This is a genomic window from Empedobacter sp. EJD.6dd (genome assembly GCF_057369435.1).
Genome location: NZ_CM170667.1, coordinates 2,675,917 through 2,694,602 on the forward strand (window position 1 = coordinate 2,675,917; position 18,686 = coordinate 2,694,602).

Consider the following 18,686-nt stretch of genomic DNA (forward strand, 5'->3'; position numbering starts at 1 on the left):
TTATTGTTATGACTTAATTCATACAAAGTTAACGTTAATTCTGGTAAAAGGAAAGTAATTTTGTAAAATAGTATGGAAGAGAATTGTTTTCACTGTGGTCAACGAATTGAAGAAGAGGTTATTCAGTTCGATGAAAAGGATTTTTGTTGTCAAGGTTGTAAAACGGTTTACGAGATTTTAAACGTAAATAACCTAAAAGATTATTACGATCTCAATCGTAATGCAGGTTTACGCCCTGACGGAAAAAGTAATCATCAATTTGATTTCTTAAACACTAAAGAAATCTTTGATAAAGTGGTTGATTTTTCAGATGATGGTGTTACGGTTGTCTCCTTTTATGTGCCTGTTATGCACTGTACTTCGTGTGTTTGGTTGTTAGAAAGTTTAGATACAATCAACCCAAATATCATCTCATCTAATGTTAATTTTACTCAAAAAACGGTACAAGTTACGTACCGAGATGCTGATTTAAAATTAGGTGATTTGGCAAGATTTATTACAAATTTAGGCTACAAACCTTCGATTAATCTAAAAACATTAGACAAAAAGAAAAAAAGCAAAGTCGATCGATCTTTGGTGAGTAAATTGGTAATTGCAGGATTCTGTTTTGGAAATATTATGCTTTTATCTTTTCCTGAATATGTCGAAGTTTTTGGAGAGGTAAAAGAGCAATGGTTAGATCAAAATAAAGGATATTTTCGTTGGACAATGTTTGCGTTGTCTTTACCTGTTTTCTTTTATTCATCTACCGATTATTTTGTTTCAGCATGGCAAGGGTTGAAAAACAAGTATATTAATATTGATGTACCAATTGCATTAGGAATTATCGTTATAATGTTCAAATCAACGTATGATATCATTTTTGATATTTCACCTGGTTATTTCGATACATTAGCGATGTTATTGTTTTTGATGTTGACTGGGAAATGGTTTCAACAACAAACGATGCAAGCGTTGGCATTCGATAGAGATTACAAATCGTTTTATCCTATTGCAGTTGCGAAGTTAGAAAATGGTCACGAGCAGCCAATTTTATTAGCTGATTTGAAAAAAGGTGATCGAATTTTGATTAGAAATGAAGAAATTATTCCAGCTGATGCTATTTTAATGAAAGGCGAAGCGATGATTGATAACTCGTTTGTTACAGGAGAATCTCGTTTAATTCAGAAAAATGCAGGTGATAAAATATTTGCTGGAGGAAAACAATCTGGTCACGCAATTGAGTTAGAAATTATTTCTGATGTTAATCAAAGTTATTTAACACAACTTTGGAATAATGATGCTTTTCAGAAAGAAGAATCAGAATTGAATGCTTTAACCAATAAAATCAGTCATTATTTTACCATAATCATTCTTATTATTACAGCAATTTCTGCTGTTTATTGGTATTATCATGATTCATCAAAAATTTTAGAAGTTGTAACTTCTATTCTAATTATTGCTTGTCCTTGTGCATTGGGATTGTCTTCGCCATTTATTTTGGGACATATGATGCGTATTTTCGGTAATAAGAAATTCTATGTAAAAAATACATCGACTGTCGAAAGAATGGAAAAAATTACAGATGTTGTTTTTGATAAAACAGGTACAATTACCGAAAGTGATGAGGCGCAAGTGCAATACGAAGGAAAAGAATTGTCTGAATATCAAAAACAATTGATTAAAGCCTTAATCAGAAACTCTAATCATCCCTTAAGTCGTACATTATATAAAAAGTTAAGTGTAGATGATCATTTGCCAATTTCTAATTATGAAGAGATTGTAGGAAAAGGTCAGCAAGCCGAAGTGGATGGTCATCATGTAAAGGTTGGTTCGAGAAGTTTTACGAATGCAATTTTTAATGAAAATATATTGAATCAATCTCAAGTTTTTATAGCGATAGATGGAGAAGTTTTTGGTAAATTTGTGTATACCAATCGATACCGAAATGGTTTAGATCGTTTATTGAAAGAGTTGGATGCTTATCAGTTACACGTTTTGTCTGGGGATAATGATTCTGAAAAAGAATATTTAGAAACAATTTTTCCATCCAATGCAAAATTGATTTTTAATCAATCGCCATCTGATAAGTTAGAATATATTAAACAATTAGAACAAGAAGGAAAGAAAGTATTGATGCTTGGTGATGGATTGAATGACGCTGGAGCTTTAAAGCAAAGTACTGTTGGTATTTCTATTTCTGAAGATATTAATAGTTTTTCGCCTTCATGTGATGGTATTTTGGATGCTAAAAGTTTTTCGGCAATTCCAAATTTTTTAAAGTTATCAAAGACAACGATGAAATTTGTAAAAATAGCATTTATCATCAGTTTCTTGTATAATATTGTAGGGCTTAGTTTTGCCGTTTCTGGTTATTTACAGCCAGTTGTAGCGGCTATATTGATGCCAATAAGTTCTATTTCAGTGTTAATTTTTGCGACAGCGAGTACGCGAATTGCAGATAAATTAACAAAATGGAATTTAGATTGATTTTAAATTAGACTTATACATACTGCTCTGACCAAAATCATTGTGATAAGAACTTAGGGCTTTGTAATTTTGTGGAGCTATGGGGATATTATTATTAATGATATTAGTTAGTGTCTCTTTGGGGGCAATTTTCTTACTTTTATTCTTTTTAGGATACAAGAAAGGACAGTTTGATGAAGACGAATCTCCAGCAGTGAGAATGTTAAAAGATGATAAAAAAACACAAGATAAAATCGACTCATAATGCAAATGCAGACTTTTAGTTACGACAATAAGATCGTAAAGTATTTCCTTTATGCCACATTGTTTTGGGCAGTTATGGCATTTTTCTTTGGAGTATTGGTTGCAACTTTGTTGTTTTTTCCTACGTTACCAGAATACATCTTCGGATCGGATGATGGGACAATTGGAGGAAACATTCAAGGGTTAATCAATTCACAAGGAAAACTTGGTTTTGGTAGATTAAGAATGATTCACACAACATTTGCGGTATTCGCGTTTGTTGGTAATACTTTCTTTACTGGAGCCTATTATTCAATGCAAAGATTGTTGAAAACCAGAATGTACAGCGATGTTTTAAGCTGGATTGTTTTCTGGGGATGGCAATTATTTATTGTATTATCATTTGTAACATTTATCTTAGGATACAACACTTCTAAAGAGTATGCTGAGCATGAATGGCCAATTGATATATTAATCGCGTTAGTTTGGGTATTGTTTGGAACACAGATGTTCTTAACGATTGCTAAACGTCGTGTACGTCACTTGTATGTGGCAATTTGGTTCTATATCGGAACTTGGGCTGCGATTACAATGTTACACGTTTTCAATAACTTAGAAATTCCAGTAACATTTAGTTTAACAGCACCAAAATCTTATTCGTTATATTCTGGAGTTCAAGATGCGTTAGTACAATGGTGGTATGGACACAATGCCGTAGCATTCTTCTTAACGACTCCAATCTTAGGATTAATGTATTACTTTGTGCCAAAGGCAGCTAATAGACCTGTATTCTCATACAAATTATCTATTATTCACTTCTGGTCATTAATCTTTATTTATATCTGGGCTGGACCTCACCACTTGCTTTATACAGCATTACCAGGTTGGGCACAAGCTGTAGGAACAGGTTTCTCTATCATGTTAATCGCTCCATCTTGGGGAGGTATGTTAAATGGTTTATTAACATTACGTGGTGCATGGGATAAAGTAAGAGAAAATCCTGTATTAAAATTCTTCGTAGTTGCTTTAACTTGTTATGGTATGGCTACTTTCGAAGGTCCAATGCTAGCAACAAAAACATTAAATAAAATTGGTCACTTTACAGACTGGGTTCCTGCTCACGTACACGTAGGTACTTTAGGATGGAATGGATTTATCGCATTTGGTATGATCTATTATTTAGCACCAAAATTATTCAATACAAAATTAGCATCTGTTAAGTTAGCTAACGCTCACTTCTGGATTGGTACTTTTGGTATATTATTCTGGGTAATCCCAATGTATGTTGCAGGATGGACACAAGGTTTAATGTGGAAACAATTCGCAGCAGACGGAACATTAGAATATGGGAACTTCTTACAAACAGTTACAATTCTTAAACAATGGCTATATCCATTACGTGCATTTGGTGGAACATTATATTTATTAGGTTCAATCTTAATGATTATTAATGTTTACAAAACTGTAAAATCTGGATATTTTGTAGCAAATGAAGAGGCAGAAGCTCCTGCATTGGCTCCAAAAACAGCAGCACGTACACAAGGAGAAGGTGTACACTCTTGGATCGAAAGAACACCAATCGTGTTAACAATTGGAGCTGTATTAACTTTAGCAGTAGGTGGATTAGTAGAGATTGTTCCTACAATCGTAGTAAAATCTAACGTACCTACAATTGCAAGTATCAAACCTTATACTCCATTAGAGTTAGAAGGACGTGATTTATATATTAGAGAAGGATGTAATGCTTGTCATACGCAAATGGTTCGTCCATTCCGTGATGAAGTAAAACGTTATGGTGAATACTCAAAAGCAGGAGAATTCGTTTACGATCACCCATTCTTATGGGGTTCTAAAAGAACTGGTCCAGATTTACACCGCGAAGGAGGTAAAAACCCTGATGCTTGGCATTACAAACACATGTGGAATCCACGTTCTACATCAGATGGTTCTATCATGCCACGTTACCCTTGGTTAATTGACAATAAATTAGACCGTGAGTTAACGCGTGATAAAATGAAATCTATGGTTGCATTAGGAGTTCCTTATCAACAAGAAGATTTTGACAGTATGCAAGTTTCTATGAACAAACAAGCTTTAGCAATTGAGCAAACAATCTTTAAAGATGCATCTGACTTGAAAGAGTTATATGCTAAGAAAGAAGCAGAAGCTAAACAACAAGGTAAAGAGTTTGTTCCGTTAAGAGATCGTGAGATTACAGCTTTAATCGCATATTTACAACGTTTAGGAACAGATATAAAAGCTGAACAAGTAGAGACAGCAAGTAACTAATGTTAAAATATTATAAAGAATTCCTTTCTCAGTATGAGTATGCATCTTTGTTGCAGACATTAATTCTTATAGGATTCATAGCAGTCTTTGTAACGATATTTGTAAAAGTAATGAAAAAACCAAAAGGTTATTACAAAGACAACGAGTCAGCAGCTTTAGATTTAGAACCAGAAGAGAACGAAAAAAATAATACAAAATGAGACAACGTACCCCGGCTTATATATTTATCCCATTAACGCTATTAGCAGTAATCTTAGCGTTTACAATGGTGACGCCAGTAGATGTGGTGCCAGAACCAGGTTTTCAAGGAATGATTCACAATTTACTTGAGCACTTGAAACATGTTTTTGCACAAGGAATTTTCTGGGCAGTATTAGCAGTTGCAATCGTGATGCTTTTAATCATTAATGCTTTAAACAAAGTTGTTGAAGCAGAAAGATTCAAAAGATTATCAGAAGAAGAACAACAACATTATCTTGAAGAAGGTAAAATTGGATATTTCAAAAGATTGTTCAGTAGTGCTGGTAAAAAACAATCAGATGAAGAAGAAGAGTCTATTATTTTAGATCATGGTTTTGACGGAATAAAAGAGTTAGACAACGCTTTACCACAATGGTGGTTATCATTATTCTACTTTGGTGTAGTGTTTATGGTAGTTTATGTAATGGCATATAGCTTTACAGACTTTGCTCACATGGACAAAGAGTACGAAGAAGAAATGGTCTATAAAGATACACAAGATAGTATTTGGGCAGTTGCAAATGATATTGATATCACTGGAGCTGTAAACAAATCTAACGATCCTGCAATTGTAGAACAAGGAAAAAAATTGTTTGAACAAAACTGTACTCAATGTCACATGGAAGGTGGTAAAGGAGGTATTGGACCAAACTTAACTGATGATTACTGGGTGAATCATGTAGAAGATAGTTTATTCAAAAATATTTATCACATTGTTTACAATGGATCACCACACAATCCTCAAATGCGTGCATTTGGACAACGTAAAGAGTTATCTGGATTAGCAATTGAGAAAGTTGCTTCTTACGTATATTACATCAATCAGAAAGAACCTACGAAGACAGTTGCAGAAGGTGCAGCTGCTCCACAAGGTGATTTGATGGAAGCATGGAAACAAAAGTAATTAGTCAAAATAATTACAACAAATATCATATTGAAAGAGAGCTTATTTATAAGCTCTCTTTTCTTTTTTAGTCGTAAATTTGTATATATTTAAAATTCACTATAATGAGTGTTCAAAATTCTGACCCAAAAGATGAATTTAATTTAGACGATTATTTGGATGAAAACAGCCAAATGAACGAAGATGTACGTACTTCCATTGGTACAATGGAAAAGACGGGAGAACGTAAATGGGTTTATCCTAAAAAACCAAAAGGTAAGTTTACAAATTATAGAACATATGTTAGTTATGTATTGTTAGCAATCTTAATTTTAACACCATTCTTTAAATTACCTAATGGAAATCCATTGTTCAAATTTGATGTTTTGCACAGTCAATTCATTTTATTTGGTTTTCCATTTTTTACATCAGACTTCTTCCTTTTAGCTTTAGGAATGATCACGACAATTATTTTTATCGTATTATTTACCATGGCTTATGGTCGTTTATTTTGTGGATGGGTATGTCCACAAACTATTTTCTTGGAAATGGTTTTTCGAAAAATAGAATACGCCATAGAAGGAGATAGAGCAAAACAAATAAGATTAGATAAGCAAGATTGGGACGAAGAAAAAATTCGTAAAAAATTACTAAAATGGACCATCTTCGCAATCATTTCATTTATCATCGCAAATGTATTCTTAGCTTATATTATTGGTGCTGATGCATTGTATGATGTAATAAAAGAAGGTCCTGCAGAAAATGTAGGAACATTAGTTGGATTGGTTTTCTTCTCAGCTACATTCTATTTCATCTTTGCATGGTTCCGCGAACAAGCATGTACATTGGTTTGTCCTTACGGACGTTTTCAAGGTGTATTAATTGATGCACATACAATCAATGTAACCTATGATTTTAAACGTGGTGAATCTACAGCTGGACGTGCAAAGTTCAAAAAGAATGAAGATCGTAAAGCAGAAGGAAAAGGAGACTGTATAGATTGTGGACAATGTGTTGTGGTTTGTCCAACCGGAATCGATATTCGTAATGGGATTCAATTAGAGTGTGTCAACTGTACAGCTTGTATTGATGCTTGTGATGAAGTTATGGAGAAAGTTGGTTTACCAACAGGATTGATTCGTTATGCTTCTGAAGATGATATTAAACGTGGAGAAAAATTCAAATTCACAAAACGTTTAGCAGCTTATACATTTGCATTGTTATTATTGATTGGTGCAATGACGGCTTTTCTTTTCTCACGTTCTGATGTAGAATCTAAATACCTTAAAGTTCCAGGTACAGATTATAAAGTAGAAGGAAAATATTATGTCAATCAATTTGAATATACCTTGTACAATAAAACTAACGCAGATCAAATAGTAACTGTTCAATTATTATCGCACAAAAATTCTAAAATAGAAATGTACGAAGGAGTAAATAAATTGAACATGGAGAAAGGTCAAATCATTCAAGGGAAATTCTTCTTGAAAATTCCAATGAGTGAAGTGAAGTCTTACAAAGAAAAAGTGGTGATTGGCTTAGTTAATCAAAAAGGAAAGGTAATCGATAAATACGAAACGAGCTTCTCAGCTCCATTCAAATATTAGTAATATGAAGTTAAATTGGGGACATTATGTCGCAATCGCTTTGGGATGTTTTATGATATTCATTCTATCGTTGTTATATTTTGCAGGAGATACAGGTGGAATGGTAACCGAAGATTATTATGAAAAAGAAATTCATTTTCAAGATGAAATCAATTCCGAAAAGCGCGCAAATGCTTTAGCTGAAAAACCTGAAGTACTTGTACAAGCAAATGGATTTTTATTTCAATTTCCAGCTAATACAGCTGCCGATTTTAAAGGAGATATTTATTTGATGCGAAATGATAACGAAACGAAAGACGTTAAAACAGCAATCAAATTATCGGACAGGAAAAATTTCTTAGTGCCTTCTGTTAAGTTAATAGACGGAGAATACGAATTAACATTAAGTTGGAAGGAAAATAATCAAACGTATTTGATTAAAAAGTCCATTCGATGGATTTCACAATAATTATAATAGCATTATCTATAGGTCTTACATCGTCCCTGCATTGCGTAGGGATGTGCGGACCTATTGCTTTATCCTTGGGATTAGAATCTCAAGATAAATTAAAATTTACACTTCGTAATTTGACTTATCAATTAGGACGTGTAACTACTTATACAATTTTAGGCTCTATTTTAGGATTAATTGGCGAGTCATTCTCGTTTGTAGGGTTACAAAATTACCTAAGTATCTTAATTGGAGTTTTGATGATTATTATGGTCATGATTCCGAAATTTTACGAAAATGGAGCTACTCAACTTCGTCCAGTAAATGCCTTAATGGTAAAAGTAAAAATCTCTCTTGGAAAATTTTTAATCAAAAAAGATTCTTCCTCTCTTTATATAGTTGGTCTATTAAATGGTCTTTTACCTTGCGGAATGGTTTATGCGTCGCTTACAGCTGCCATTGGTTTAGGATCTGTTTATAAAAGTGCATTATTCATGTTCTTTTTTGGACTTGGAACTTTACCTTTGATGTTTGCAACCGTTTTATTTGGAAATTTTTTATCAGTAAAACAACGCCAAACTATCTTAAAAATCTTACCAATTATCACACTTATTTTAGGGGTATTATTTATTCTTCGTGGATTAGAATTAGATATTCCGTTTATATCACCAGCCAAAGAAGCTCTTCAGCTAAATGGTATGGATGAGCATTGTATGTAGAAATTCGCAAGTGTTTTATTATTAATTGTATTTTTGAGTAAATAACAATTAACACAATGAAATTTAAGTCTGAATATATAGGAATTATTTTAGGTGCTTTATATGGCTTATTTATAAGAATTTTACTAAGTTTTGATTTTTTTGGTGATTTTGATATCGATGTATTTAATTATATATTTATTTTTGGAATTCCAATTGTAATAGGTGTTATACCAATTACTTATTCTTCTACAGAACTTTATCGATCAAAGTTAAAGCAGTTTTTTTATCCATTGTTAACTGTATTGATTTATATAATTTCTTCTATTGTAACAGGATTTGAAGATTTTATTTGTGGATTAATCATTGGTTTTCCAGGTTTAATAATTGCAGGTATAGTTGGATTGATTTGTGGAAGTCGTACAAAAGAAAAAATGAACGATAAAAAATTATATTCCATATTACTATTACCATTGTTTTTATTCCCAATTGAAAGTGTGTTTCCAGATAAGACAGAGAGTTTTAAGATAGAAAAATCAATTATTGTAAATAATCAACCAGAAAAAATATTTCCAAATTTACTAGATGTTCCTAAAATAAATAAAGAAGAATACCAGGACGGATTTTACCAATATATCGGAATTCCTCGTCCAATAGAATCTAAATCGTTTGTACAAAATAATCAATTGGTTCGTGTTGGTGCTTTTACAGATGATTTAGAATTGTATGAATATGTGACTAAATTAGAAGAAAATAAATATGTTAATTTCAAAATAGATATTTCAAAATCTAAATTGCGTCAAAAACCAACAGATCAACATGTATTGAATGGGAATTATTTTAAGTTTGAGAATATTAGTTACCAACTACAAAAAGTAAATTCAAAACAAACTAAAATTACACTTTCTTGTGAATATCAATTAACTTCTAAATTAAATTGGTATGGAAATTTTTGGGCAGAAAGTATCATTCAAGATTTTGAAATGCGATTGCTAAAATCTTTAAAACTCAAATTAGATTCTAACTAAAAATCTCAACTTCTATCCTTATAAAATAAATCGTATTTTTGACGTTATCACTTTATGTGAGATAACTAAATAAACGTCAAAATGATAACACAATTAAGAGGTAAATTAATCGAAATTTATCCAACAAATGCTGTAATAGATTGCAATGGGGTGGGATATTGGGTTAATATTTCTCTCAACACATATTCTTCTTTAGAACGCGAAGAAGCAGTAATAATTTTTACACATCAAATTTTTCGCGAAGATGCGCAATTGCTTTATGGTTTTGCTACCAAACAAGAACGAGAAATTTTTCAAAAGTTAATTAGTGTTAATGGTGTTGGTCCTGCTTCAGGAATGATGATTATTTCGACTTTATCTTCAAAAGAAATCGCAACAGCAATCGCAACAGAAGATGCAAAATTATTGCAAAGCGTAAAAGGAATCGGAGCCAAAACTGCGCAAAGAATTATCATTGATTTGAAAGATAAATTGGATCAAGATTTAATATTAGATGTTAATTCTACTTCGGTTAAAAATAAATCTAAGAATGAAGCGTTATCTGCTTTAGAAGTTTTAGGAATTCCAAAAAAATCTGCAGAGAAAATTATGGACAAAATCCTACAAGATCAACCAGATGCAGATGTAGAATTCTTAGTAAAAGAAACCTTGAAGAAAATTTAATGAAGATTCATAACGAACCAAAAACTATTCGTAAAGGCTCTACAATAGCCGCTTTGTGTTTCCTTTTTGCAATGGGAGCTATGAGCGATGTGACTGCGCAGGAAAGTGATACACTCAAGTTTCCTATGCGTGATCAAAAAGGTGGACTGTTTTTAGATAATCAAATAAAATACGATGTACACTATGATGCACTAAAGCGTCAGTATATTTTATACCCTCAAATTGGAACAAGTTTAGTTTCCGAACCGATTTATTTGACACGTCAAGAATATTTGACATTGGTTCAGAATCAAGACATGAAAAATTATTTCCGTTCAAAATCTCAAACGAATGATCAACTTTATCGTGAGCAACGTTTTGGAGATAAAGAAGGGAAAAAAGAAAGTAATATTTTACCAAGTTTTAGAATAAAATCTAAAGCATTCGAAACTATTTTTGGAGGTTCAGAAATCTCATTAACACCGCAAGGTTATGCTAATTTAGATTTAGGAGTTTTCTTACAAAAAATAGATAATCCTATGCTTTTGCCGCAAAATCGTCAAACACTTACAATGGATCTTAACCAGCGTATGCAATTGAGTATTTTGGGTAAAGTAGGTGAAAACTTACAATTGAAAGTTAATTATGATACACAAGCTGGTTTCGGTTTCGAGAATCAAATGAAACTTCAATGGAGAAAAGCATTAGGAAATAAATTAGATCCTTTTGGTGGCGAAGATGATATTCTTCAAAATATTGAGGTTGGTAATATCTCAATGCCGCTTAGTACTTCTTTAATTACTGGTGCACAATCACTTTTTGGAGTTCGTACAGATCTTAAATTTGGTCGTACAAATGTTTCGGCTGTATTCTCAGAACAACGTTCAGAATCAAAAAATATCGTTGTACAAGGTGGTGGTGTAATGACTGATTTTAAAGTTGCTGCTGAAAAATATGAATATAACCGACATTTTTTCTTAGGGCAATTTTTTAGAAATAATTATGACAAAGCTTTAGAAAATTATCCAGCGATAAATAGTAATATTAATATTCAACGAATAGAAGTTTGGAAAGTAGATAAATCTGGAGGTAATCAGCAAAGTAGACGTTCTGTTATTGCTTTACGAGATATAGCTGAAAGTAATTCTGCTCCAAATAATGATAACAATACATTATATCAAAATATTTTAGACCAAAAGTTTGGTAAAATTAGTGATGCGAGAAATTTCTTAAATTCTTATAATTTTAATGGAGAACAATTTCAGGACGGTGAAAACTTTATCGTGAATGAAAATGTTCGAAAACTTGATGCTTCAGAATTTACATTCTACCCAAAATTAGGGTACATCTCTTTAAATACACCTTTGGTTGATGGTGAAGATTTATTAGCTGTATCGTTTCAATACACTACGAGTTCAGATCCTGGTAAATTATACACGGTTGGACAAATGTCTGATCAAACAGATAAACCAATTATTGCGAAATTAATAAAACCAAATTCTGCTGTTAATGTGGCTTCGCCAATGTGGGATTTGATGATGAAAAATATTTATTCGTTAAATGCTTATGGTGTTTCGAGTGAAGATTTTATGTTGAATGTTAATTTCAAAGATAATGGTGAACAATCTTCTGGGAAATTAAATTATTTACCAAATTCAGTCGTTCAGGATCAATCGTTATTACAAGTTCTGAACATGGACAGATTGAATTCGAATGGTCAACTGCAACAAAATACAGAAAATGGTCAAACATTTTATGGAGATGGCTTATTTGATTTTCAATCAGGAATAACTATTGATACAGAAAGAGGAAATATTATTTTTACTTCTATTGAACCTTTTGGAAAATATTTAGATGGTAAATTAAAAGGTCAAAATCAAGAATACGTTTTCAATCAAATCTATAAACAATTACCAAATACGCTTTCTGGTGAAAAATTAGCGAATCGTTATACGTTAGAAGGTCGTTACAAAGGAACTGTTTCAGATGGTATTCCGTTAGGAGCTTTTAACGTTCCGCAAGGTTCTGTTAAAGTAACTTCGGGAGGAGCAACTTTAACAGAAGGGGTTGATTATACGGTTGATTATCAATTAGGGCGTGTGAAAATTATTAACGAACAATTGAAAAATTCTGGTGCACCAATTAATGTAGCATTAGAAAATCAATCGACGTTTAATTTACAGAAAAAACGTTTCATGGGAATTAATGTTGAGCATAAATTTAGTGATAAATTGATGTTAGGAGGAACATTAATTAATTACCAAGAACGCCCAGTTACACAAAAAACACAATTTGGTTCAGAGCCTGTAAACAATACAATTTTTGGACTTAATACACAATATAACTCAGAAGCTGAGTGGTTAACTCGTTTAACAAATAAAATTCCTGGAATTAAAACAGACCAAATGTCGAACATAAGCGTTCAGGCAGAGGCTGCTTATTTGATGCCAGGTGTCAACAAAGTTACAGGAGGATATTCATATATTGATGATTTTGAAGATGCACAATCTCGAATCAGTTTATTAGATGTTGGCTCATGGAAATTCGGTTCAACTCCAGGAAAACCAGCAGGATATTCGGCGTCTGGTTTTCACCCATTCTTCCCGAATGGAATGAAAAACGATGATTTATCATTTAATAATGGTCGTCGTATGTTGTCGTGGTATTCTATCGATCCTCGTTTTTATGGTCTTGGAGGTAGTTCGCCTTTAACAGATCAACAAATGTCATCGCACATGGCGCGTCGTATTAAGTTGAAAGAACTTTTTGATCAACGCGATGTTATGGCTGGAACAAATTCGTATATCAGTACATTAGATATGACATTTTATCCACAAGAACGTGGACCTTATAATATCAATCCAAATGCAACTGATACAAAGAACTGGGGAGCAATGATGCGACCTATATCTGTTTCTAACTTTAAAGATTCGAATGTTGAGTACATCGAATTTTGGATGATGGATCCTTATGCTGATGGAAAAGGAGGAGAAGGTGAGTTACTGGTTCATTTAGGAAACGTTTCGGAAGATGTCTTGAAAGATGGCGAAATGATGTACGAAAATGGAATGCCTCATTCAGGAAATGGAACAGCTACAGTTTCTACAAAATGGGGATTAACACCACAATTAAATCCTATTTTATATGCTTTCGATACAGAAGGTGCTGCACGTAGACAACAAGATTTAGGATACAATGGATTGACGGATGATGAAGAAGCGCAACGTTACGGAATTACAAGTAATAATTTAGTAACAGGTGAATTAGATCCTTCGAACGATAATTATTTATTTTTCTTGGACGATCGTTTTAGAGGTGCTTCAATTGGAAATACAGTACAAGATCGCTACAGATATTTTAGAAATCCGCAAGGTAATAATTCAACAGACAATCCTTTACATGCTTCTTCATTAGTGCCAGATACAGAGGATATTAATGGTGATTTTAATTTAGATCAAACTGAAAACTATAATCAATATACATTTAAAATTAACCGTCAAAGTTTAGAAGATCCTAATAATAAATTTATTGTAGGGAGAAAAGAAGTAGATGGAGAATTTCCTGATAAATCTGTACATAAAGTAAAATGGTACCAAGTTCGTATACCTGTTGATAACTTCGATTTAGATATTGACGGAGATGGAGTAGAAGAATTGAATAATGACGCTTCAATAGCACAAGCAGAAAGTGTACTGACAGCTGCTCGTTTTATGCGTATGGTAATGCGTGGTTTTGATGAAGAAACAACGTTACGTTTTGGTACATTTGATTTAGTTCGTTCAGAATGGCGTCGATACACAAAAAATATTTATCCTTATATCATTAGTAATCAAGAAGGATACGAAGAAGATAAAGATATTGATGATTTAGAAGTTGGAGAAGTAAGTATTGAACGTAATGGAACTGATCGTCCTCGTTATATGATGCCTCCAGGAGTTTATCGTGAACAGACTCAAGGAACAACTGGTTATCAATCTCAGAACGAAGCTTCGATGACTTTGAAAGCGAAATTTAAGCCTGGAAGTACATCAAAAGCAATTTTCAAGAATACGAATTTAGATTTGAGACGATACAAAAAAATGCAAATGTTTGTATCTGCGCAAAACTTATTAGATCGTACTTCGAATGCTGTTGATAATGGAACCAAATTATTTATTCGTGTAGGTAGCGATTATACAGACAACTACTACGAGTATGAAATGCCGTTAAAGTATACACCACAAAGTTCTGCAACAGAAAGTACAGTTTGGCCAGATGAAAACTTTATTGATCTGAATACAGATTTGTTTACAGATGCAAAAAAACAAAGGGATACGGATGGTTTCAATATATTACAACGTTTTAATTATGCATTTGATCAAGAAAATCCAAATAAAACAGTTTATGTAAAAGGTCGTCCAACATTAGGTAATGTATCTTCTATTATGATTGGAGTTCGAAATACTTCGGGTCCATCAGAAAAAGAAGTATTACTTTGGGTGAACGAACTTCGCTTAAGCGAAATTGACAACAAAGGCGGGTATGCTGCTGCTGCAAATGTACAATTCAATTTAGGAGATTTTGCCAATGTGCAAATGTCTGGAAGTACAAGTTCTGTAGGTTTTGGAGCGATAGATCAGGGACCTGCAAATCGTAATCAAGATGAATCATTGCAATATGCTTTAAATGCACAAGTAAAATTAGATAAATTCTTACCAAAGAAATGGGGGATGGAAATTCCGTTCGATTTTACAATTCAAGAAAGTTTTGTCGATCCAAAATATAATCCATTAGATAACGATATTATTTTTGATGAAGCACCTAATAAAGATAAATTAGAAAAAGTTGTCAGAACATATACTCAGTTTAAAAGTTTTGCTTTTAACAATGTTCGTAAAGTACGATCAACAAATAATAGCAATCCTGTTCGTTTTTATGATCCTTCGAATTTCTCAGTTTCGATGATGTATTCGGATAATTATTACCGAGATATATATACACAATACAACGTTAATCAGCAATTGAGAGCTTCGTTAAATTATACATATGGTTTTAAAGGAAAATCTTTTGAGCCATTTAAGAAATTGCGAGCAGTTCAACCAAAAGAAGAATCAAGTAAGTATTTACAATTTATTCGCGAGTTTAATGTTAATCCTTTGCCAACACGCTTCTCTTTCCGTACAGAAATTGCCCGTACATATAGCGAGAGACAATATCGTGATATTAGCCAATATTTAGGTGATAGCGGTGGATCTTCAAGTTTGATTCGTCCAACTTACAGTAACAATTTCTTGTTCAATTGGCAATATAATTTAGGATTTGATTTAACAAAATCATTACGTTTAGATTTAACATCTTCGACAATGACGTTGAACGATGGAACGACTTTTCAACGTGCAGATCAAGATATGATTTGGCAAAACATGTTCACTATTGGTCGTCCGGTTCAGTATGATCAGCAGTTTCAGGTAAATTATAAATTACCTTTAAAATTCTTCCCTTATTTAAATTGGATGAATATTGAAACAGGATTTACATCTAATTATAATTGGATGGCAACTTCTACAGCTTACAGAAATTTTGAAGTTGAAGGAAGACCAGTAAATTTAGGAAATGGAACAGCTCAAAATTCGAATTCAATTAACTTGATAGGAGATTTAGATTTCGCCAAATTTTATCAAGAATTTAAAGGTTACAAACGATTCGATTCTATTTTAAAAGGACGTCGTCAAGAGATTGATTCATTAAATACTGTTTACACCAATTTATTTGCTAAAAAACGTCGTACAAATAAAAAATCAGCTTACAAATTCAAACATAAATTTACAGCCAAAGATTATGGTTGGATGGTTTTATCATCATTAAAACGTGCTAATTTTACCTATAATCAACGTAACGGAGCAGTAATTCCAGGATTGTTATACGAACCAGGTTTCTTTGGTGTAGATGGTAATAATGGACCAAGTTTAGGTTTTGTGTACGGAACACAATTCGATATTAAACGTCAGTTGGTTGAAAGAGGATTGATTGTAGGTGATGAGTTGATGACAGATGCTTATCAAATTACAAAAGGAAGCGATTTTAACGCTACAGCGTTGATTGAACCTATTCCAGATTTACGAATTGATTTGAATGCAAAACGTATGAAAGATCGTCGTGTTTATCATTCTGGATTCAATTTAGCAGTCGAAAATCCTTATATAGATGAATTAACAAATCTTAATATATCAACTGTTAATATCAAAACTGCTTTTAAAGATGGTGATGCTATTTTTGATCAATTCCTGGCAAATACAAAAACTATTTCTGGACGTTTAGCGCAAAAAAGAGGAAGTGGAAATAAAGATGCAATGGAGTATTATGAAGGTTTTAATGCAAGAAGTTCTGATGTTCTTTTACCAGCCTTTTTAGCTGCAGTACAAGGAAAAGATGCAGGTTCGGCGAAATTAGGTTACAATCGTTCTATTCCTGTTCCGAACTGGCGTGTGACATATACAGGACTAAAATCTATTCCAATTGTCAATAAATATTTTGATAATGTTGAAATTTCGAGTGCGTATAATTCAACTTACACAACAACAGGAGTTCAATCTAATCCAAACTTTATGTTGGATTCAGGAATAATGAATGGAGGAATTGTTACTGGAACAGATGAAAATGGGAATTACTATACTCAAAACTTATATGGAGCAGTTACAATGATAGAATCGTTTTCGCCATTATTAGGTGTTGATTTAACTTTTCGTAACAGTATGCAATTACGTGCACAATATAACAGAGATCGTTATCTATCATTAAGTACAACAAATTATACGTATACAGAAGATTATGGATCTGAATATATTGTTGGATTTGGTTATATTTTCAAAGATTTCAAAATGAAGATTCGCTACCAAGGAAATCAAAAAACAATCAAAGGTGATTTGAATATTCGTGGAGATTTTTCGTTAAGTGATAATCAAACAACGATTAGAAAAGTAATTTATAACTTTGAGGATGTAAATAATCCAAATACGCCAACAAGTATTTATGGAGATTCACAAATAACAGGTGGACAGCGAATTATGTCATTTAAATTAACGGCAGATTATAACGTAAGTAAAAATTTGAACTTGAGATTTTATTGGGATCAGAAGATGAGTAAATATAAAATTTCAACAGCTTTTCCAATTTCTCAAATTCGTGCCGGATTTAGTGCTACCTTTACATTCGGAAATTAAAAACAATAAAACAAACAGTATGAGCATTCCAAACAATTTAAAGTACAGTAAAGATCACGAGTGGATTTCTGTAGAAGGAGACGTAGCAACAATTGGTATTACAGCTTTCGCACAAGGAGAGTTAGGAGATATCGTTTATGTTGATGTAGAAACTGAAGGAGAAACTTTAGGTCAAGAAGAAGTTTTTGGGACAGTAGAAGCAGTAAAAACAGTTTCTGATTTATTTATGCCAATTAGCGGAGAAGTAGTAGAATTCAATACAGAATTAGAAGGAGAACCAGAATTAATTAACACTGATCCTTACGGAAAAGGATGGATCATTAAAGTTAAAATTGAAGACGCTTCTCAATTAGATGCTTTATTAGATGCTGCAGCTTACGGAGATTTAATCGGTGCATAAGACAAAACAAATAATATTCTTTGCTTATGTAGGCTTGGTGTTTTATTTGACCTTGCTTCCACAAGAGAATTTCTCGAAATTAAGTACAATCAAAGAATTAGAAATTTTTTTAGAGATCGATAATTTAGATAAGATTGTACATTGTGGAATGTTTGGATTGATGACGATATTATTATTTGTCACCTACAAAATTACAACCCTACGCTTGATGATTATTCCATTTTTGATTAGTTTTCTAATCGAAATTTTACAAGGCGTTTTAACATCATTGCATCGTAGTTTTGATTTTGTCGATTTAATGGCAAATTTATCCGGAATCGCACTTGCTTACATTGCAATAACTTATTATTTACAACATAAAAAAACTCAGTAGAAATACTGAGTTTTTTGTTTATTTTAGATGTATGGAAAAAATCTATTATTTTGTTTTCTATACATTATTTGTTTTTTGGGAGAAAGTTTCAATACCCAAATTTTATTCAGAATTTAAGGCTGGTTTATCAATTATTCTAATTCAAATTTTTATATATTATTCAATAATTTATTCGTATTTAATCATTACTAATAAAGAGTTTAATT

Annotated in this window: 13 protein-coding genes; all 13 read left to right on the plus strand. The window is 32.4% G+C overall.

The features are described from left to right. Positions 1–72: 72 nt before the first annotated feature. The 13 genes from AC2I98_RS12610 (at position 73) to AC2I98_RS12670 (ending at position 18,480) form a co-directional block, all read left to right on the plus strand. Positions 73–2,469: a heavy metal translocating P-type ATPase gene (locus AC2I98_RS12610; RefSeq protein ID WP_486412016.1), complete on the plus strand. Its 2,397-nt coding sequence runs from the start codon at positions 73–75 to the stop codon at positions 2,467–2,469. A gap of 97 nt (positions 2,470–2,566) precedes the next feature. Then, entirely contained in the window at positions 2,567–2,713 is a 147-nt protein-coding gene (gene ccoS / locus AC2I98_RS12615; protein ID WP_486412017.1) for a cbb3-type cytochrome oxidase assembly protein CcoS, read from the plus strand. Further along, positions 2,713–4,980: a cytochrome-c oxidase, cbb3-type subunit II gene (gene ccoO, locus AC2I98_RS12620; RefSeq protein ID WP_486412018.1), complete on the plus strand. Its 2,268-nt coding sequence runs from the start codon at positions 2,713–2,715 to the stop codon at positions 4,978–4,980. Before ccoS ends, ccoO begins: the two co-directional genes overlap by 1 nt. Next, entirely contained in the window at positions 4,980–5,180 is a 201-nt protein-coding gene (locus tag AC2I98_RS12625; protein ID WP_486412019.1) for a cbb3-type cytochrome c oxidase subunit 3, read from the plus strand. Before ccoO ends, AC2I98_RS12625 begins: the two co-directional genes overlap by 1 nt. Then, positions 5,177–6,124: a cbb3-type cytochrome c oxidase N-terminal domain-containing protein gene (locus AC2I98_RS12630; RefSeq protein ID WP_486412020.1), complete on the plus strand. Its 948-nt coding sequence runs from the start codon at positions 5,177–5,179 to the stop codon at positions 6,122–6,124. The genes AC2I98_RS12625 and AC2I98_RS12630 overlap by 4 nt, the downstream gene beginning before the upstream one ends. A gap of 104 nt (positions 6,125–6,228) precedes the next feature. After that, the gene (gene ccoG / locus AC2I98_RS12635; RefSeq protein ID WP_486412021.1) at positions 6,229–7,710 is read left to right on the plus strand and encodes a cytochrome c oxidase accessory protein CcoG; all 1,482 of its coding nucleotides are present in this window, start codon (positions 6,229–6,231) and stop codon (positions 7,708–7,710) included. 4 nt (positions 7,711–7,714) lie between these two features. Continuing rightward, positions 7,715–8,158: a FixH family protein gene (locus tag AC2I98_RS12640; RefSeq protein ID WP_486412022.1), complete on the plus strand. Its 444-nt coding sequence runs from the start codon at positions 7,715–7,717 to the stop codon at positions 8,156–8,158. Beyond that, positions 8,143–8,859: a sulfite exporter TauE/SafE family protein gene (locus tag AC2I98_RS12645; RefSeq protein WP_486412023.1), complete on the plus strand. Its 717-nt coding sequence runs from the start codon at positions 8,143–8,145 to the stop codon at positions 8,857–8,859. The genes AC2I98_RS12640 and AC2I98_RS12645 overlap by 16 nt, the downstream gene beginning before the upstream one ends. Positions 8,860–8,915: 56 nt before the next feature. Further along, positions 8,916–9,866 carry a YrzE family protein gene (locus AC2I98_RS12650; RefSeq protein WP_486412024.1) on the plus strand — a complete coding sequence of 317 codons (951 nt, stop codon included), beginning with the start codon at positions 8,916–8,918 and terminating at the stop codon, positions 9,864–9,866. A gap of 81 nt (positions 9,867–9,947) precedes the next feature. After that, a complete protein-coding gene (gene ruvA / locus AC2I98_RS12655) occupies positions 9,948–10,529 on the plus strand; it encodes a Holliday junction branch migration protein RuvA (RefSeq protein ID WP_486412025.1) in 582 nt (193 codons plus the stop codon). Next, the gene (sov, locus tag AC2I98_RS12660) at positions 10,529–17,707 is read left to right on the plus strand and encodes a T9SS outer membrane translocon Sov/SprA (RefSeq protein ID WP_486412026.1); all 7,179 of its coding nucleotides are present in this window, start codon (positions 10,529–10,531) and stop codon (positions 17,705–17,707) included. Before ruvA ends, sov begins: the two co-directional genes overlap by 1 nt. A gap of 19 nt (positions 17,708–17,726) precedes the next feature. Next, positions 17,727–18,107, plus strand: a complete 381-nt coding sequence (gene gcvH, locus AC2I98_RS12665; RefSeq protein WP_486412027.1) for a glycine cleavage system protein GcvH — start codon at positions 17,727–17,729, stop codon at positions 18,105–18,107. Then, on the plus strand, positions 18,100–18,480 hold the full coding sequence (locus tag AC2I98_RS12670) for a VanZ family protein (RefSeq protein WP_486412028.1): 381 nt from the start codon (positions 18,100–18,102) through the stop codon (positions 18,478–18,480). The genes gcvH and AC2I98_RS12670 overlap by 8 nt, the downstream gene beginning before the upstream one ends. Positions 18,481–18,686: the final 206 nt, after the last annotated feature.

Bases quoted from the DNA above. Each gene is read 5' to 3' on its own strand.
- AC2I98_RS12610 (WP_486412016.1), top strand. From the start codon at position 73: ATGGAAGAGAATTGTTTTCACTGTGGTCAACGAATTGAAGAAGAGGTT.
- ccoS (WP_486412017.1), top strand. From the start codon at position 2,567: ATGATATTAGTTAGTGTCTCTTTGGGGGCAATTTTCTTACTTTTATTC.
- ccoO (WP_486412018.1), top strand. From the start codon at position 2,713: ATGCAAATGCAGACTTTTAGTTACGACAATAAGATCGTAAAGTATTTC.
- AC2I98_RS12625 (WP_486412019.1), top strand. From the start codon at position 4,980: ATGTTAAAATATTATAAAGAATTCCTTTCTCAGTATGAGTATGCATCT.
- AC2I98_RS12630 (WP_486412020.1), top strand. From the start codon at position 5,177: ATGAGACAACGTACCCCGGCTTATATATTTATCCCATTAACGCTATTA.
- ccoG (WP_486412021.1), top strand. From the start codon at position 6,229: ATGAGTGTTCAAAATTCTGACCCAAAAGATGAATTTAATTTAGACGAT.
- AC2I98_RS12640 (WP_486412022.1), top strand. From the start codon at position 7,715: ATGAAGTTAAATTGGGGACATTATGTCGCAATCGCTTTGGGATGTTTT.
- AC2I98_RS12645 (WP_486412023.1), top strand. From the start codon at position 8,143: ATGGATTTCACAATAATTATAATAGCATTATCTATAGGTCTTACATCG.
- AC2I98_RS12650 (WP_486412024.1), top strand. From the start codon at position 8,916: ATGAAATTTAAGTCTGAATATATAGGAATTATTTTAGGTGCTTTATAT.
- ruvA (WP_486412025.1), top strand. From the start codon at position 9,948: ATGATAACACAATTAAGAGGTAAATTAATCGAAATTTATCCAACAAAT.
- sov (WP_486412026.1), top strand. From the start codon at position 10,529: ATGAAGATTCATAACGAACCAAAAACTATTCGTAAAGGCTCTACAATA.
- gcvH (WP_486412027.1), top strand. From the start codon at position 17,727: ATGAGCATTCCAAACAATTTAAAGTACAGTAAAGATCACGAGTGGATT.